Origin of the sequence: Paraeggerthella sp. LCP19S3_G8, assembly GCF_052119225.1 — a bacterium.
Taxonomy (GTDB): domain Bacteria; phylum Actinomycetota; class Coriobacteriia; order Coriobacteriales; family Eggerthellaceae; genus Paraeggerthella; species Paraeggerthella hominis.
Genome location: NZ_JBQKFQ010000004.1, coordinates 41284 through 56214, shown reverse-complemented (window position 1 = coordinate 56214; position 14931 = coordinate 41284). Strand labels below are relative to the sequence as shown.

Here is a 14931-nt window from a genome sequence, read left to right as displayed (position 1 = left end):
TTAAGAAAGTGCCCGAAGAAACCTTCGGGCACTAAAGATAATCTATCGAACAAATGTACGTCTTATTCCCACTCAATGGTCCCGATAGGCTTCGGGGTCAGGTCGTAGCACACGCGGCAGATACCGGGGACCTCGGCCAGAATCCGCGCGGTGATCTTCTTGAGCAGCGACCAATCTAGCTCCGGCACCTCGGCGGTCATGGCATCCACCGTGTTGACCGCGCGGATGATCGCCGGCCACTCGAAGGCGCGCACGCCGTCGCGCACGCCGGTCGCGCGGAAGTCGGGCACCGTCACGAAGTACTGCCACACCTTGCCCTCTAAGCCGGCCGCCGCGAACTCGTCGCGCAGGATGGCGTCGGCTTCGCGCAGCGCCTCCAGGCGATCGCGCGTGATGGCGCCCAGGCAGCGCACGCCCAAGCCGGGACCGGGGAACGGCTGGCGCTCAACCATGCCTTCGGGCAGTCCCAGCTCGCGGCCGATGACGCGCACTTCGTCCTTGTACAGCAGCTTGACGGGCTCGCACAGCTCGAACTGCAGATCGTCGGGAAGGCCGCCCACGTTGTGGTGAGCCTTCACGCCGTCGGACTCCAGGATATCGGGGTAGATGGTGCCCTGCGCCAGGAAGCTTACCTCGTCGCCCACCTTGCGCGCCTCTTCTTCGAACACGCGGATGAACTCGGCGCCGATGATCTTGCGCTTGGCCTCGGGCTCTTCCACGCCGTCGAGAAGCGACAGGAAGCGATCGGTCGCGTCCACGTACACCAGGTTCGCATCCAACTGATTCTGGAACACGTCGACAACCTGCTCGCTTTCGCCCTTGCGCATGAGGCCGTGGTTCACGTGCACGCAGATGAGCTGCTTGCCGATAGCCTTGATCAAAAGCGCCGCCACGACCGACGAATCCACGCCGCCGGACAGGGCCAGCAGCACCTTCTGGTCGCCGACTTGCGCCTGAATGGCCTCCACCTGCTCGTCGATGAACGCCTTTGCCAGTTCGGGCGTGGTGATGCGCTCCATGTCGTCGGGACGCTTGTTGGGATCCATGCGGTCTCCTTTTTCTCGTCGGTAAGCCGGGCGCACAGCCGCAGCCTTGGTTTCACTGGTGAGATTATAGCGGACGAACGGACGTCGAGAAACGGCGCATTGGCGGCGACGGCTCGTAACCGCCCTTTCTAAACGAAATCTTCGCTCTAATTCTCGTTGTGGATAAATTTCGCGCCGCGTTCCCGGTTGCGCGTCCGATGCGTCCGTTCCGCTTGAGCCGATCGCGCAAGCGGGGCAGGGTGCCCGACGCGCGCCGGCTTCAACGGCGTGATGCGATGAGGCGGTCGATGCGCTGGATAACGGGGTAGCCCACCAGCACTCCGGCAACAGAGCCGATGACGATGGCGGGCCAAGAAATCGGCGAAAGCGCCAGCAGGTTCAAACCGCATGCCGCAATCGCGCCAACCAAGCATGCCCGCTTGAGCGGCATGTGCTGCCAGAGAGCATTGACCAAAAGGAAGGCGAGCCCTGCGGAGGCAAGAGACTGGGAAACGGCGCGCACGGGATCTTCGGCGCCGGGCTGAACGAGCGCGGAGAAGGCGAACCATCCGGCCACGAGCGCCCAGCGCAGAACGACTATGGCGCACCGGGCAAGGTTGCGCTTCGCGGGAGGCTCGTTGTCTTCGAGGTCGTTCATGGCTTCATGCTACCTTGGGGAAGGCGGCTTCGTGATCTCGAATGAAAGCCGCATCCGTTTCGTTACCGGTAAGGAAACGGACTCTCGTCCTACTCCTTTCTCCAGAGCCCCGATTCCTTGTACAGCTCCTCCACCTTGTTGCGCGCCCAAGGCGTCTTGCGCAGGAAGTTGAGCGAGCTTTTAAGGTTCGGGTTGTTGCTGAAGCAGTTGATGTGGATGCGTCGGGCAAGCTCGTTCCAGCCGTACTCGTCCACCAGCTCCTCGAGCATTGTCTTGAGCGTGATGCCGTGCAGCGGGTCGTTGGGATGCTCGCGCATCTTCGGGTTGTCGGAGGCCATGGGTCGTCCTTCTCGTATTCGGTTTCGCAAGGTTCCATAGTACAAGAAAGGTCGCCCGCGCCAAAGCGCGAGCAACCTTTCGAATCAACGCGATAGGGAAAGCGCCTAGCGCTTCATGCTTCCCACGTTCATGGCGCGCATGGCGTTCAGGATGGCAAGAACCGCCACGCCTACGTCGGCGAATACGGCCAGCCACATGTTGGCGAAGCCTATCGCAGCCAGGATCAGCACAAGGAACTTCACGCCCAGGGCGAACACGATGTTCTGCCGCACGATCCTCATGGTCTTGCGCGCAAGGCGTATGGCTTGCGCGATGCTCGACGGCTTGTCGTCCATGAGCACCACGTCGGCGGCTTCGATGGCCGCATCCGACCCCATGGCTCCCATGGCAATGCCGATGTCGGCGCGCGTGAGCACCGGCGCGTCGTTGATGCCGTCGCCCACGAACGCCAGCTTGCCCCGTCCTCGACCGTGCGCGTGCGTGCGGTCGAGCAGCTTCTCCACCTCGGCCACCTTGTCTTGGGGAAGCAGCTGTGCTCGGTACTCGTCGATTCCCAGCTTGCTGGCCACGGCGGCGGCTACGTCGGCGCGATCGCCCGTGAGCATGACGGTTTCGCGTACGCCCGCCGCGCGCAGATCGGCGACAGCTTGGGCGGCGTCGGGCTTGACGACGTCGGCTATGACGATGTGGCCGATATAGCTTCCGTCCAGCGACACGTGCAGGATGGTCCCCGTCAAGTCGCATTCGCGGAAGTCTACGCCGCACGAGCTCATGAGCTTGTCGTTTCCAACGTACACCACGTGCTCGTCGATGGTCGCGCGCACTCCGTGACCGCTTTGCTCTTCCGTATCCGCGATGCGCTGCCGATCAAGAGTCCCGCTGTATGCTTTCTTGACGGAAAGCGCAATGGGGTGGTCGGAGTACGCTTCGGCATGCGCTGCGATGGACAGCAGGCGGTCGGGGTCGATGTCGGCTTGCGGGTGCACGGCTACGACGTTGAACGATCCGTCGGTCAGCGTTCCCGTTTTGTCGAACACGACGGTTTCTGCGGATGCGAGCGCCTCCAGATAGTTGCTGCCCTTCACCAAGATGCCCAGGCGCGACGCCCCGCCGATGCCGCCGAAAAACGAAAGCGGGACCGATATGACGAGCGCGCACGGGCACGACACGACCAGGAATACCAGGCCGCGCTGCACCCAGTCCGACCAGCTTGCGCCCGTGAGAAGCGGCGGAGCTACAGCCAGGAGCGCCGCGATGATCACCACGGCGGGCGTGTAATAGCGCGCGAATCGGGTGATGAAGTTCTCGGTGCGCGCCTTCTTCTCGGCCGCGTTCTCCACCAGTTCCAGAATGCGCGACACGGTGGACTCGCCGAACGGCTTGCTCACGCGCACGACCAGCTTGCCCGATAGGTTGACGCATCCCGAAATGATCTCGTCGCCGCTTTGCACCTCGCGCGGCACCGATTCTCCGGTAAGCGCCGCGGTGTCAAGCTGGCTTCGGCCGTCGACTACCACGCCGTCGAGCGGCACGCGCTCGCCAGGCTTGATCACGATCTCGTCGCCGACGTTCACTTCGTAGGGGTCCACCTGCGCAAGCGATCCGTCGCGTTCGACATTCGCGTAATCGGGGGCGATGTCCATCATGTCGGCGATCGACTTGCGGCTCTTTCCTACCGCGTAGCTTTGGAACAGCTCTCCTACCTGGTAGAACAGCATAACGGCGGCGCCTTCGGCCATGTGCGGGTCGCTGTCGGGAAACAGCACGAGCGCGAACGCGCCAATGGTCGCTACCGTCATGAGGAAGTTCTCGTCGAACACCTGCCCGCGCCCGATGTTCCTGGCTGCGCGCAGCAGAACGTCGTAGCCGGCGATGAGGTAGGGGACAAGGAACAGGATGAACTCGATCCAAAGGGCGTTCGTTTCGCTGCCGAGCCAGGTGGCTAGCGGAAGCGTTTCGACGGCAGCGTAGACGAGGACGAACAGCACGATGGCTGCAACGATGCGGTTCCTTGTCCGTCTCTGCTTTTTGTTCATAGGGTCCTTCTTTTCGCGTTTCGGGGCGCACGATGCCCGGCGTCGATCGGCGCCGTGGTGCACCTGGGTTGTCTGGAGGGGCTAGCGCACGATCACGCAGTCAGGTTCGTACTTGCTGCAGATGCGCTGGGCTTCGGCAAGGACGGCATCGAAGCGACCTTCGTCTGCTTCGATCACCAGCTTGGAGGTCATGAAGCTGATCGTGGCGCTTTGCACGCCGTCGATTTCCTTGATTCCGTTTTCCATTTTAGCGGCGCAGTTCGCGCATTCGAGGTCTTGGAGTTTGAACGCTTTGCGCATGTCGCTGTCCTTTCGTTCTTGGTTCGGCTTTATTCGCAGATATGGGTCATGCCTTGGGCGAGCATCGTGTGCACGTGATCGTCCGAAAGCGAGTAGATGACGTTCTTGCCGTCGCGCTGGAATTTCACCAGCCGCGCCTGCTTGAGCGTGCGCAGCTGATGCGACACCGCGCTGTGCGTGGCGCCGATCGCGTCGGCGATGTCCGCCACGCACAGTTCCTGGCCCATGAGGGCGTACAGGATCTTGATGCGGGTGGTGTCGCCGAATACCTTGAACAGGTCGGCCAGGTCGTAGAGCAGTTCCTCGTCGGGCATGCAGTCAAGCGTGGCGTCGATTGCATGTTCGGCATTGCCGCAGGCGCAGCCTCCGTCGTGGGAGCTGGCAAGATGCGGAGCTTCTTCCGTGGACATGGTAACCTCTTTTCATGTGAACAACTGTTCATAAGTATACGGACGCATGCGAGGCTGTCAAGCGTTCGTGAAGCAATCTGCAAAACTCGTCCGTTCTTTTCCGGTAACGGCAGCGGCGAGCGGGCTGCAAGCGTCTCGCAAGATGCGGTATCATGGCGGCGACCGCGGACAAGAGAGAAGGAGCTCGCATGGCATTCGAAGAGATCGACGTCGCTCAGCTGCAGATGAACCCGTTCACCATGATCGGCGACCAATGGATGCTCGTGACTGCAGGCGACGAGCGCGGGTGTAACACGATGACTGCAAGTTGGGGCGGTTTCGGCGTGCTGTGGGGGATGAACGCGGCGACCGTCTACCTGCGTCCTCAGCGCTACACCAAAGAGTTCGTCGATGCCAACGACCGCTTCACGCTGTCGTTTCTGGGCGAGGAGCATCGCAAGGCGCTTGCGTACTGCGGCAAGGTGTCGGGACGCGATCAAGCCGACAAGCTTGCGCGCGCCGGGTTGTCGCCCTACTACGTAGATGGCACGACGGGCATTCAAGAGGCCGATCTGGTGCTCGTGTGCCGTAAGCTCTACGCTGCGGACATGCCGCCCGAGAACTTCATCGCGAAGGAGAACGATGAGCAATGGTATTCCCAGCACGACTACCATTGCATGTACGTCGCGCAGGTTGAGCGCGCCCTTGCCAAGCGTTGACGCCGCCGCGCTCCTCTGACGTCCGTTGCGCTGCCGTGAACGTGTGCAGAACGTGAATGAGGCGGCTCAGTGCGCTTTTTGTTGTGAATACAACGGAATAGAGCACAGCGTCCTGGTACGATCGGCGAACGCTAGGCGGATTGTGCATGAGGAGAAAGATGCTGCCATGATAAGACGAGTTATCCATATAGACGAAGCGGCCTGCAACGGCTGCGGAATATGCGTGAGCGCTTGCCACGAGGGCGCCATCGGCCTTGTGGACGGGAAGGCCCGCCTGTTGCGCGACGATTACTGCGACGGTCTGGGCGACTGTCTGCCGGCGTGCCCTACGGGCGCCATCACGTTCGTCGAGCGCGAGGCGGCCCCGTACGATGAAGCGGCCGTCAAAGCGCGGATGGCCGCCGCACCCGCAGGCGGCCGGTCGGGCGGATGCCCGGGGTCGCTCTCTCGGTTCTTCGCAGCCGAGGAGCCTGCTCCGGTTCGGCCTGCGTTGCAGCAGCCCGACGTCGCGCTTGAGGCCGATGCGTCCTCGACGCCCCCTTCGCAGCTGGCTCAATGGCCGGTCGAGATCAAGCTCGTGCCGGTTCGCGCGCCCTATTTCGAGGGGGCTCACGTGCTGGTGGCAGCGGATTGCACGGCCTTTGCCTACGCTGATTTCCATCGAAGGTTCATGCGCGGCCGTACCACGGTTATCGGGTGTCCGAAGCTCGACGCCGTGGATTACACCGAGAAGCTGGCTGCCATATTCGCTGGCAACGACATTGCATCGGTGACCGTTGCGCGCATGGAGGTGCCGTGCTGCGGCGGAATCGAGCATGCGGCGCGCGCGGCGCTGGAGCTCAGCGGCAAGGACGTGCCGTTCGAGGTCGTAACCGTGTCGGTGCGCGGAGAGCTGCTGTAGCGATCGACGTTCTTGCCGCGCGCGGCGCCGGTTCGTGCTATCGTTCGTCTGCGACGAAAGGTGAAGCATGAAGGCTGGCGCGCGCGGTGACGGGACGTCTAGAGGAAAACGGTTGGGAACTGCCGGCGGGTCGGGCGGTTCTCCCATTGCGCGCGGACATGCGGTTGCGCTCGTCACGGTGCTTATATGGGCGGTCACCTTCGTTTCGACGAAGGTGCTGCTGGAGCATTTCGCGCCTGTGGAAATCCTTTTCTTCCGCTTCGTCATGGGCTTTTTAGCGCTTGTTGCCCTAAGGCCTCGGCGGTTGTCGGTTCGCGGTTTCGCCGAGGAGTGCTGGTTTATCGCGGCCGGCGCTACGGGCGTCATGCTGTATTACCTGCTGGAGAATATTGCGCTCACATTTGTCACGGCATCGATCGTCGGCGTCGTGGTGGCGGCAGCGCCCCTGTTCACCGGTTTGCTTTCGGCGGTGGTTTTCAAGGAGCGGTTGCACGCGCCCTTCTTCTTCGGCTTCTTGGTGGCCATGGCGGGCGTGTGCTTGGTCAGTTTCGGCGGCGCGGAGGCGCTTCCAGCGGATGCCGGAGCGAGGGCAGGGCTAGGGGAGGTTGTCGTAGGGGTGGCGCTTGCCCTTACGGCCGCCGCTACATGGGCGGTTTACTCCCTGGTGTCGAAGAAGATCTCGACGTTTGGATACGACAGTGTGCTGGCAACGCGCCGGACGTTCGCCTGGGGCTTGGCGCTTATGGTGCCGACGCTGCCCCTGCTGGGCTTTTCGCCCGACTGGCCTGCGCTCCTTTTGCCGCAATCCTGGGCGAACCTGGCGTTTCTGGGCTTAGGGGCGAGCGCTTTATGTTTCGTGACTTGGAACGTTGCGGTGCGCGAATTGGGGCCGGTGCGCACGAGCCTCTACATCTACCTGGTGCCGGCGTTGACCGTCATGGCGTCGGCGGTCGTACTGGGGGACCCGTTGACGCCGCCTGTTCTGGTGGGCGTCCTTCTTACGGTGGCAGGGCTTTTCTTGTCCGAGCGGGGAAAGTGAGCGCCGCTTGCGAGATCCTTGCGTCTGATCGGGAGGTTCGCCGGAGTTCCGAGCTTCGTCTGCACGTTGGAGCGGCTCGAGCAAGCTCAGTCTTCGGGCTTTGCGCGCAGGGGCACCTGGCTTCGATCGGCCAGGTCGGCGTATCGTCCGTCCAGCCATCGAGCCGCTTCCTGCGTGTTCAGCACGAGCGGCATGCGGTTGTGCACGTCCGCCACGCATGCGCACGGCTTCGCGGTCACAAGGGCGAAGCGACCTTTTTCGTGAACTGCCGCAAGGAAAAGCGGCTCCCCGTCGGCGCGCTCGAACGCGTACTGGCGCTTCGCGCTTTTCCCCGTCGTCTTGTCGAGGGCGGTTTCGCTTCGGTGGGTTTCGAAGAACGCACGCACGGCGACGATGCACCTTCGTCGGGCAGCGGCGTCTGCCCACATGCCATCTTGGCTTTCGAGGATCGATTCGATGCGCGCGTTGTACACGGTGCCCGACGAGGCCCAAGGAGCATCGAATCCCCAGACCATATCGGTGACGGCAAGCTGCGAGCCCCGACCTGTTGCCGCAATCACCGCAACGGTGGACGAGGGGTAGGCTTCCGCTGCATCGACGGGGCGGGAGAGGTGCTGGCGATACGTTTCGAGCGCATCGAGCATGCTGAGGTCGATGCGCTCCCGCGCAAGCTCCGCCGCGATGGACTCGGCGGCTTTCATGATGTCTGCGCGCTTGAGCGTGGCGAATCGGTGGCACATGGCTGCTCCTTGGCGGGTCGAGCTTTCCGGGCGATGGCTGGCTTTACGCCTCGGCTTCCAGCTTGAACTTGCCGTGCTCGCGGTGGACCTTGAAGGGGTAGACGATAAGCTCGAGTCCCAGCAACAGCAGATGATGCTCGATATTGGCGAAGGGGTTGAGGATCAAAAGCACCGCCAGCACCAGCTGGAACACGCACAAGCCGAGCGGCAGAAGATAAGGCTCTTTCGCTTTGATGGACGCTATGATCTGGTCGAACTCGCCGCCTGCTTTGTACAGGCCCAGCAAACCCCAGATGATTCCGATGAACATGGTGGACTTCGAGCCATGGACGATGGTCGTCATTCCCAGAATGCACAGCACGATGGCGGTCCCCACGCTGCTCTGCGCGGCATCGACGTTTCGCTCGCGCGCCACCGTGACGATGCTGCCCGCGCCCGAAAGGACCATGGGCACGCCGAGAAAATAGGGCAGCACCTCTTCGGCGATATCGGGAAACAGCAGGCATCCGACGCCCACCAAGGGAATGAGCAGCATGGAGACGATGGCCACGCGCGCGCTCGGGCGGCTTTTCTTGATGTCTTGCACGGACTGCACGGTCGACATGGGTCCAGCTCCTTTCGAAGGTGGTCGAGCATTGTATCACGAGCCTTCCGACGGTGGCGCGCATTGTTGAGGATTCGAGAAGTTCATCGTAAGCGCCGGTCTCCGGCATCTTGGCGGATAGGGAGCCCGGGGCGTTTGCGTACGATTCAGCACTGCCGTGCGATGTATTCCGAAATTTCCCATAAGAGTGCTTGACAATACCCCGTGCGGGTATATACTTCGCGTAATCGCATGCCCCCTGGGGGTATGTGCAGAATGGATGCGCCTTCGAGAAAGGACCGTCATGGCAACCGATAAGCGCAACGGCGAAACAAGCGCGCCCGCCGCCGGTTCGTGCTGCTGCCGTCATAAGGACACGCCGCGCTCGGCTGAGTTGCAGGATGACTTGCAAAAGCGGCTCAATCGCGTGATAGGCCAGCTCAACGGCGTGAAATCAATGATCGACGATAACCGTTACTGCGGTGACGTGCTCACGCAGCTTGCGGCGGCGGAAAGCGCCGTGCACAGCGTTTCGGCCATTATGCTGCGCAATCACCTGGAAACATGCGTGGTCGAGCAAATCGAGCGCGGCAACACGGAAGTTATCGACGAGGTCATGCAGCTGCTGAAGAAGTTCTCGCGTTAGCGCGCAGGGCCGACGCGCAGGCCCGCTGCGAACGCCTGACGCGAACGGCTGTCGTGAACATCCGCTGCGAACGGCCGGCGCGCGGGGTCATTGTCGCCCGAAACGTACGGAAAATAACTCGAAAGCGTACGTTTCGGGCGACAATAGGTTCTGCCTCCGCTTCCGCCGAGTCCCTCACGCGGCGCTTCGGCACCCTGTGTTCACGGAGCGTCGGGTTGCAAGGCGGGCGTTTCGGCATGTGCCGGAAAGGAATGCAAGATGAAGCAAACATTTGACGTGACGGGCATGACCTGTGCGGCATGCTCGGCGCGGGTGGAGAAAGCCGCTCGGTCGGTGGACGGCGTGCAGGGCGTGTCGGTCAACCTGCTTAAAAACAGCATGGACGTGACCTACGCCGACGGTTCATCGGCTTCGGACGCTGCCGCCGAAGTGAGCGCCGCCGTGGAAAAGGCCGGATACAGGGCTTTTCCACGCGTCGAGCAAGGCGGAGCTTCGGGCGGTAGTCGGGCTCGCGCCGCCCAGGCGAGCCCCGTTGTCGACGCAGCCGCCGAAGCTGCGCACGTGAGGATGCGCCTGGCCGTGTCGACGGCATTCACGGTTCCGCTGTTCTACCTGAGCATGGGGCACATGTTCGGTTGGCCGTTGCCGGCGTTTCTGCTCGGCGAGGCGAACGTCATCCCGTTCGCGCTCACGCAGTTCCTCTTGCTGCTCCCCGTGGCGTTCGTGAACTTCAAGTTCTTCCGCGTGGGGTTCAAGGCGCTTTTCCACGGTGCTCCGAACATGGACTCGCTCATAGCGCTGGGCTCGACCGCCTCGGCGGGGTACGGCGTGTACGCTCTGTATAAAATGGGGTACGCGCTGGGCGCAGGGGACCTGCACGCGGCGCATGCGGCGTCCATGGACCTGTACTTCGAGTCTGCGGCCATGATCCTGACCCTCATCACGCTGGGCAAGTACTTCGAGGCGCGCGCGAAAGGCAGGACCACCGATGCCATCGCGAAGCTCATGGATCTGGCTCCCAAGGAGGCCGTGCGCCTGACGGACGGGCGCGAGGAGCGCGTGCCGGTGGAAGAGCTGCGCGTGGGCGACGTGCTGGCGGTCAAAGCGGGCGAAGGCGTGCCTGTGGACGGCGTTGTGCTCGAGGGCGCAGGAACGGTGGACGAGTCCGTCATCACGGGGGAAAGCGTTCCGGTTGAGAAGCGGCCGGGAGACGCCGTGACCGGCGGCGCCATAAACCGAACGGGCTGGTTTTCCATGCGCGCGGACCGCGTGGGCGACGACACCGTGCTTTCCGGCATCATTCGTCTGGTGGACGAGGCCACGTCCACGAAAGCCCCTATCGAGAAGATCGCCGACCGAATATCGGGCGTGTTCGTTCCCGTGGTCATCGTAATCGCCGTGGCGACGTTCGCTGCGTGGACGGCGTTGGGATCTCCGCTCGAAACCGCGCTCTCGCATGCCGTTACGGTGCTGGTGATCTCGTGCCCGTGTGCGCTGGGCTTGGCAACTCCCACGGCAATCATGGTGGGCACGGGCCGTGGCGCGCAGCGCGGCATCCTGGTTAAATCGGCGGAGGCTCTTGAGACCGCCCATGACGTGAAAACCGTCGTGCTGGACAAGACGGGCACCGTCACGCGCGGCGAACCGAGCGTGACCGACGCGCTGTGCGCGCCGGATTCCGGCCTTGACGATCTGGCTCGGCTTGCGCTGTCCATCGAGGGTCGCTCGGAGCATCCGCTGGCTTTGGCCGTCGTCGCGTGGGCCGATCGGCGCGGCGTTCAACGTCTTGCCGTGGAAGAGTTCGCGCAGGTGCCGGGCGGGGGCCTGACGGCCGTCGTGGACGGCATGCCTGCGTCGGCCGGCAACGATCGGCTCATGCGCGAGCAGGGCGTGGACGTTTCCTCTTTGGAGGCTGACGCGCAGCGTTTCGCCGAAGCGGGCAAGACGCCGCTCTTCTTCGCATGGGGCGGTCGGCTTGCGGGGGTTTTGGCGGTTGCCGATACCGTGAAGCCTACGAGCGCGGCGGCGCTGACCGAGTTGCGGGCCATGGGCATTCGCACGGTCATGTTGACCGGCGACAACGAGCGCACCGCTGCGGCCATTCAACGCGAAGTGGGAGCCGACCAGGTCATTGCCGGGGTGCTTCCGGATGGGAAAGAGCGCGAGATCCGGCGCTTGGCCCGCCAGGGAAAGGTTGCCATGGTGGGCGACGGCATCAACGACGCGCCCGCGCTTGCGCGCGCCGATGTCGGGATAGCTATCGGAGCCGGTACGGACATCGCTATCGAGAGCGCCGACGTGGTGCTCATGAAAAGCGACGTGCTCGACGTGCCCGCAACTATTCAGCTTTCGCGTGCCACGCTGCGCAACATCAAGCAGAACCTGTTCTGGGCGCTTGTCTACAACACGGTCTGCATTCCCGTGGCGGCCGGTGCGTTCGCGTTCGCCGGGATCAACCTCAATCCCATGATCGCGGCGGCGGCTATGAGCATGAGCTCGGTGTGCGTGGTGGCGAACGCCCTTCGGCTGCGCAGATGGGAGCCGCGTTTTAGCCGGACGGCAACGGCGGCGGCCCGGCAGGCTGCCGATCAGCAAAGCGAATCGGGCGGCGTCGAGGCGCCTGAAAGAAAGGAGACAGCCATGGAAAGAACCTTGCATGTGGAGGGCATGATGTGCCCGCATTGCGTCTCGCACGTGAAGAAGGCCCTCGAAGGGGTGGACGGCGTTGAAGAGGCGATCGTGGATCTGGAGGCAAAGACCGCTGTGGCGAAACTTGGGAAGGACGTGCCCGTCGAGGATCTTGCCGCCGCCGTGGTCGATGCCGGATACGAGGTGACGAAGGTCGATTAGCATTGCGGGAAGGGAGCCGCCGTTCGCAAGGCTCCCTTCCCGCGTTAGCAGCCTACGATGATCTCGCGCAGTGCGCTGATCAATTTCTCGTTGTCTTCGCGCGTGCGCACGGCCACGCAGAAGTAGCGGCCGTCTTCAAGGCCCGGCGTGCTTTCCAGCTTGCGAATCAGGAAGCCGGCAAGCTGCAGTCTGCTGGCAAGCTCTTCGGCGCTTGCGACGCCTAACGTCATGTCCGCTCCGGCATCGAAGGTGCACATGACGTAGTTCGCTTCCGCGGGGAAAATGTCGATACCGGGAATCAGGTTGAGCATGCACTGAAGCCAGGGAATCTCGGAATCCAGGAACTCGCGGGTGCGCTCCAGGTGCCCTACTTCGGTCAGGGTCAGCTCGCCGAGCACTTCGGCGAACATCGGAACCGCGGAGCTGTCGTAGAAGCGCGCGATCTGCGCGATGGTGTCGGGGTGCGCTATGCAGTAGCTGATGGGCACGCCCGGCATGGCGAAGGGCTCGCAGAAGGAGCGAACCACCACCAGGTTGCGATGTTCGGACGTGAGCTCGACCATGCTCTCGCCGCCGAGCGTAAGCTCGATGGATCGTTCGTCCACCACCACCCACGTGCATGCCTCCAGATACGACAGCAGCGTCGGCTGCGGCAAGAGGCGGCTGGTGGGGTAGCCCGGGTTTGCCAGCACGGCGGCGTCGAAGTAGATGCCGTGCCGTTCGGCTGCGGCGGGATCGGGAATGACGAATCCTGCCGGGCTGGTTATCTCGACCACGCGATGCCCGGCGTTTCCCGCCGCCAGCGCATACTCGGCCGGTCCCGGCACGGTGACGCCGACTGTGCACGGCTGGTAGGTTTGGGCAACCGCCCGAACCATGTCGCCGACGGTCGATCCCACGAGAAACGATGCCACGGGCAGCCCGAACCTGCGCGCGAGCACGCTGCGCAGCGTATGAGCCTCGCGGTCGGGCGGATAGTTCAGCTGTCCGGCGGCAAGCGCCGCTTCCATAGCTCGTATGAACGTAGGGGGAGTGCCCAAGGGGTTCGCCGTGCCCGAAAAGTCTATCCAGTTCATTTCGGTGCGCAACTCGTAGGGCGGAGAGAGCAGCTGCTCGGGAAGCGCGGTCACGCAGTCGCGTACGCACCCGCGCGCGACGGTTTCATGCAGCGCCATCGTCCCTCCTTTCCGACTGTCGTCAACGAACCGCAAATGGACTCGACGTCGAAATCCAGGTGAGCGTTTGAAGCGGGCGTTCGAATGCGGTCGCATCCATGCCTTCCTTAAGAGGCAGGGAATGAACATCCTAGCACAAGTTCCATACGCGCGCAGCGGACATGGTAGACTAATTGCGATCATGAATCTCTCGGGCGAACATACCGATTCGGCTTGCAGCGGCGACCAGGGCGCCTCGATGCTGTTGGCCCCCTGGGAAGGCTCTGCCATCCTTCTGGTCGATCTGGACGCGTTCTTCGCTTCGGTCGAGCAACTGGACCATCCCGCTTGGCGCGGCAAGCCCGTTATCGTGGGCGGCGACCCCGACAAGCACGGCGTGGTGTCCACCGCATCCTACGAGGCCCGGCCGTTCGGCGTGCGCAGCGCCATGCCCTCGTCAACGGCGAAGCGCCTGTGCCCGCAGGCCATCTGGACGCGCGGGCATTTCGATCGCTATCGGGCGGTCTCCAATCAGATCATGGATATCCTGAAGGCCGAAACCCCTCGCGTGCAGCAGGTGAGCATCGACGAGGCGTTCATGGACGTGACGCCGACCGCCGTCAACTGCGAGCACCCGGTGCTCGTGGCGCAGCGCATCCAGACGCGCGTGGAAAAGCTTGGCGTGACCTGCTCGATTGGCGTTGGAACCTCCAAGACGGTGGCGAAGATCGCTTCCGACATGGACAAGCCGCGCGGCTTGACCGTGGTGTATCCGGGAAGCGAGCGGGACTTCCTGGCGCCGTTGCCCGTTCGGGTCATGAGCGGCATCGGGGCCGCGGCCGAGGAGAAGCTGCGCTCGCGCGGCATCGTCACGCTCGGGCAGCTGGCCGCAGCCGACGAGACCATGCTGGTAAGGATGTTGGGCAAAAACGGTCGCGTCATGCACATCCGCTCGCTCGGCGGCGACGATGCGCCGGTCGAGCAGGACGATGCGGTGAAGTCGGTGTCCAACGAAATGACGTTCGCGCACGATCTGGTCGATCGGCAGGATGTGGAAGCGGCCATCGCCACCATGGCTGCCAAAGTGGGCCGTCGCTTGCGTCGCAAAGGGCTTGTCGGACGCACGGTTGGCCTGCGGGTCAAATTCGACGATCGGAGCGTGCGCTCGGTTCAGCGGCAGCTGCCGAACCCCTCCGACGACGAGCTGGCCTACACGCCGATCCTATACCGTATGGTGGACGAAGTGTGGCGTCCGGGCATGCCGGTTCGCTTGATCGGCGTTGCGATGACCGGGTTCGACGCCGATGCCGCCGTGCAGGAGAGCTTGTTCGACCTGTCCGAGGCCGCGCCGTCGGACGACGATGCCGCGCCCGTCATCAAAGACGAGGGCAAGCGCCGGGGCCTTCTTGACGCCACCGATCTTGTGCGAAACCGGTTCGGCGAATCGGCCGTGCGGTTCGGGCATGAGCTGCGCAACGAGAAGAACACCACCGGCTCGTCAAGCAAGAACATCGCGGACTACAAGTAGAAGCGCATCCGAAGCGCTGCGTCG

At 63.2% G+C, this 14931-nt stretch carries 15 protein-coding genes; 6 read left to right on the top strand and 9 right to left on the bottom strand.

The genetic code is table 11. From position 1 onward, the window contains the following. Positions 1–62: 62 nt before the first annotated feature. The 6 genes from guaA to ACTQZK_RS05600 all read right to left on the bottom strand — a co-directional run bounded on the left by guaA (position 63) and on the right by ACTQZK_RS05600 (position 4768). Positions 63–1046, bottom strand: coding sequence for a glutamine-hydrolyzing GMP synthase (guaA, locus tag ACTQZK_RS05625; protein WP_216528470.1), 984 nt, complete (start codon positions 1044–1046; stop codon positions 63–65). A 259-nt stretch (positions 1047–1305) separates the two neighbouring features. Next, positions 1306–1683, bottom strand: coding sequence for a hypothetical protein (locus tag ACTQZK_RS05620; RefSeq protein WP_428420721.1), 378 nt, complete (start codon positions 1681–1683; stop codon positions 1306–1308). 89 nt (positions 1684–1772) lie between these two features. Beyond that, entirely contained in the window at positions 1773–2021 is a 249-nt protein-coding gene (locus ACTQZK_RS05615) for a VF530 family DNA-binding protein (protein ID WP_216528472.1), read from the bottom strand. Positions 2022–2126: 105 nt separating this feature from the next. After that, positions 2127–4058 carry a heavy metal translocating P-type ATPase gene (locus ACTQZK_RS05610; protein ID WP_441898803.1) on the bottom strand — a complete coding sequence of 644 codons (1932 nt, stop codon included), beginning with the start codon at positions 4056–4058 and terminating at the stop codon, positions 2127–2129. 81 nt (positions 4059–4139) lie between these two features. After that, positions 4140–4358, bottom strand: a complete 219-nt coding sequence (locus ACTQZK_RS05605) for a cation transporter (RefSeq protein WP_114566043.1) — start codon at positions 4356–4358, stop codon at positions 4140–4142. A 29-nt stretch (positions 4359–4387) separates the two neighbouring features. Further along, complete coding sequence (locus tag ACTQZK_RS05600) at positions 4388–4768, bottom strand: ArsR/SmtB family transcription factor (protein WP_114566044.1); 381 nt, start codon at positions 4766–4768, stop codon at positions 4388–4390. A 188-nt stretch (positions 4769–4956) separates the two neighbouring features. Here ACTQZK_RS05600 and ACTQZK_RS05595 point away from each other — a divergent pair, with 188 nt between their 5' ends. The 3 genes from ACTQZK_RS05595 to ACTQZK_RS05585 all read left to right on the top strand — a co-directional run bounded on the left by ACTQZK_RS05595 (position 4957) and on the right by ACTQZK_RS05585 (position 7406). After that, the gene (locus ACTQZK_RS05595; RefSeq protein WP_225749121.1) at positions 4957–5466 is read left to right on the top strand and encodes a flavin reductase family protein; all 510 of its coding nucleotides are present in this window, start codon (positions 4957–4959) and stop codon (positions 5464–5466) included. A 166-nt stretch (positions 5467–5632) separates the two neighbouring features. Then, complete coding sequence (locus tag ACTQZK_RS05590; RefSeq protein WP_418830680.1) at positions 5633–6367, top strand: ATP-binding protein; 735 nt, start codon at positions 5633–5635, stop codon at positions 6365–6367. A 67-nt stretch (positions 6368–6434) separates the two neighbouring features. Further along, complete coding sequence (locus ACTQZK_RS05585; RefSeq protein ID WP_441898801.1) at positions 6435–7406, top strand: DMT family transporter; 972 nt, start codon at positions 6435–6437, stop codon at positions 7404–7406. A gap of 86 nt (positions 7407–7492) precedes the next feature. On the opposite strand, the gene ACTQZK_RS05580 is transcribed toward ACTQZK_RS05585, so the two are convergent. Beyond that, positions 7493–8146, bottom strand: coding sequence for an SOS response-associated peptidase family protein (locus tag ACTQZK_RS05580; protein ID WP_441898799.1), 654 nt, complete (start codon positions 8144–8146; stop codon positions 7493–7495). Between the two features lie 43 nt (positions 8147–8189). Further along, positions 8190–8750, bottom strand: coding sequence for a hypothetical protein (locus tag ACTQZK_RS05575; protein WP_114566049.1), 561 nt, complete (start codon positions 8748–8750; stop codon positions 8190–8192). Between the two features lie 283 nt (positions 8751–9033). Between ACTQZK_RS05575 and ACTQZK_RS05570 the strand changes: the two genes are divergently transcribed. Both ACTQZK_RS05570 and ACTQZK_RS05565 read left to right on the top strand, forming a co-directional pair. Next, positions 9034–9375, top strand: a complete 342-nt coding sequence (locus ACTQZK_RS05570) for a metal-sensing transcriptional repressor (RefSeq protein WP_216528477.1) — start codon at positions 9034–9036, stop codon at positions 9373–9375. Between the two features lie 258 nt (positions 9376–9633). Further along, positions 9634–12225: a heavy metal translocating P-type ATPase gene (locus ACTQZK_RS05565; RefSeq protein WP_441898796.1), complete on the top strand. Its 2592-nt coding sequence runs from the start codon at positions 9634–9636 to the stop codon at positions 12223–12225. Positions 12226–12269: 44 nt separating this feature from the next. Here the strand turns inward: ACTQZK_RS05565 and ACTQZK_RS05560 are convergent, their stop codons facing one another. Then, complete coding sequence (locus ACTQZK_RS05560) at positions 12270–13400, bottom strand: pyridoxal phosphate-dependent aminotransferase (protein ID WP_114566052.1); 1131 nt, start codon at positions 13398–13400, stop codon at positions 12270–12272. A gap of 238 nt (positions 13401–13638) precedes the next feature. Here ACTQZK_RS05560 and dinB point away from each other — a divergent pair, with 238 nt between their 5' ends. Then, the gene (gene dinB / locus ACTQZK_RS05555; protein WP_418830672.1) at positions 13639–14907 is read left to right on the top strand and encodes a DNA polymerase IV; all 1269 of its coding nucleotides are present in this window, start codon (positions 13639–13641) and stop codon (positions 14905–14907) included. The last annotated feature ends 24 nt before the right edge of the window (positions 14908–14931 follow it).

What these genes read in the sequence shown, in the direction of transcription:
- guaA (WP_216528470.1), bottom strand. Translation starts at nt 1,046, where the DNA reads ATGGATCCCAACAAGCGTCCCGACGACATGGAGCGCATCACCACGCCC.
- ACTQZK_RS05620 (WP_428420721.1), bottom strand. Translation starts at nt 1,683, where the DNA reads ATGAACGACCTCGAAGACAACGAGCCTCCCGCGAAGCGCAACCTTGCC.
- ACTQZK_RS05615 (WP_216528472.1), bottom strand. Translation starts at nt 2,021, where the DNA reads ATGGCCTCCGACAACCCGAAGATGCGCGAGCATCCCAACGACCCGCTG.
- ACTQZK_RS05610 (WP_441898803.1), bottom strand. Translation starts at nt 4,058, where the DNA reads ATGAACAAAAAGCAGAGACGGACAAGGAACCGCATCGTTGCAGCCATC.
- ACTQZK_RS05605 (WP_114566043.1), bottom strand. Translation starts at nt 4,358, where the DNA reads ATGCGCAAAGCGTTCAAACTCCAAGACCTCGAATGCGCGAACTGCGCC.
- ACTQZK_RS05600 (WP_114566044.1), bottom strand. Translation starts at nt 4,768, where the DNA reads ATGTCCACGGAAGAAGCTCCGCATCTTGCCAGCTCCCACGACGGAGGC.
- ACTQZK_RS05595 (WP_225749121.1), top strand. Translation starts at nt 4,957, where the DNA reads ATGGCATTCGAAGAGATCGACGTCGCTCAGCTGCAGATGAACCCGTTC.
- ACTQZK_RS05590 (WP_418830680.1), top strand. Translation starts at nt 5,633, where the DNA reads ATGATAAGACGAGTTATCCATATAGACGAAGCGGCCTGCAACGGCTGC.
- ACTQZK_RS05585 (WP_441898801.1), top strand. Translation starts at nt 6,435, where the DNA reads ATGAAGGCTGGCGCGCGCGGTGACGGGACGTCTAGAGGAAAACGGTTG.
- ACTQZK_RS05580 (WP_441898799.1), bottom strand. Translation starts at nt 8,146, where the DNA reads ATGTGCCACCGATTCGCCACGCTCAAGCGCGCAGACATCATGAAAGCC.
- ACTQZK_RS05575 (WP_114566049.1), bottom strand. Translation starts at nt 8,750, where the DNA reads ATGTCGACCGTGCAGTCCGTGCAAGACATCAAGAAAAGCCGCCCGAGC.
- ACTQZK_RS05570 (WP_216528477.1), top strand. Translation starts at nt 9,034, where the DNA reads ATGGCAACCGATAAGCGCAACGGCGAAACAAGCGCGCCCGCCGCCGGT.
- ACTQZK_RS05565 (WP_441898796.1), top strand. Translation starts at nt 9,634, where the DNA reads ATGAAGCAAACATTTGACGTGACGGGCATGACCTGTGCGGCATGCTCG.
- ACTQZK_RS05560 (WP_114566052.1), bottom strand. Translation starts at nt 13,400, where the DNA reads ATGGCGCTGCATGAAACCGTCGCGCGCGGGTGCGTACGCGACTGCGTG.
- dinB (WP_418830672.1), top strand. Translation starts at nt 13,639, where the DNA reads ATGCTGTTGGCCCCCTGGGAAGGCTCTGCCATCCTTCTGGTCGATCTG.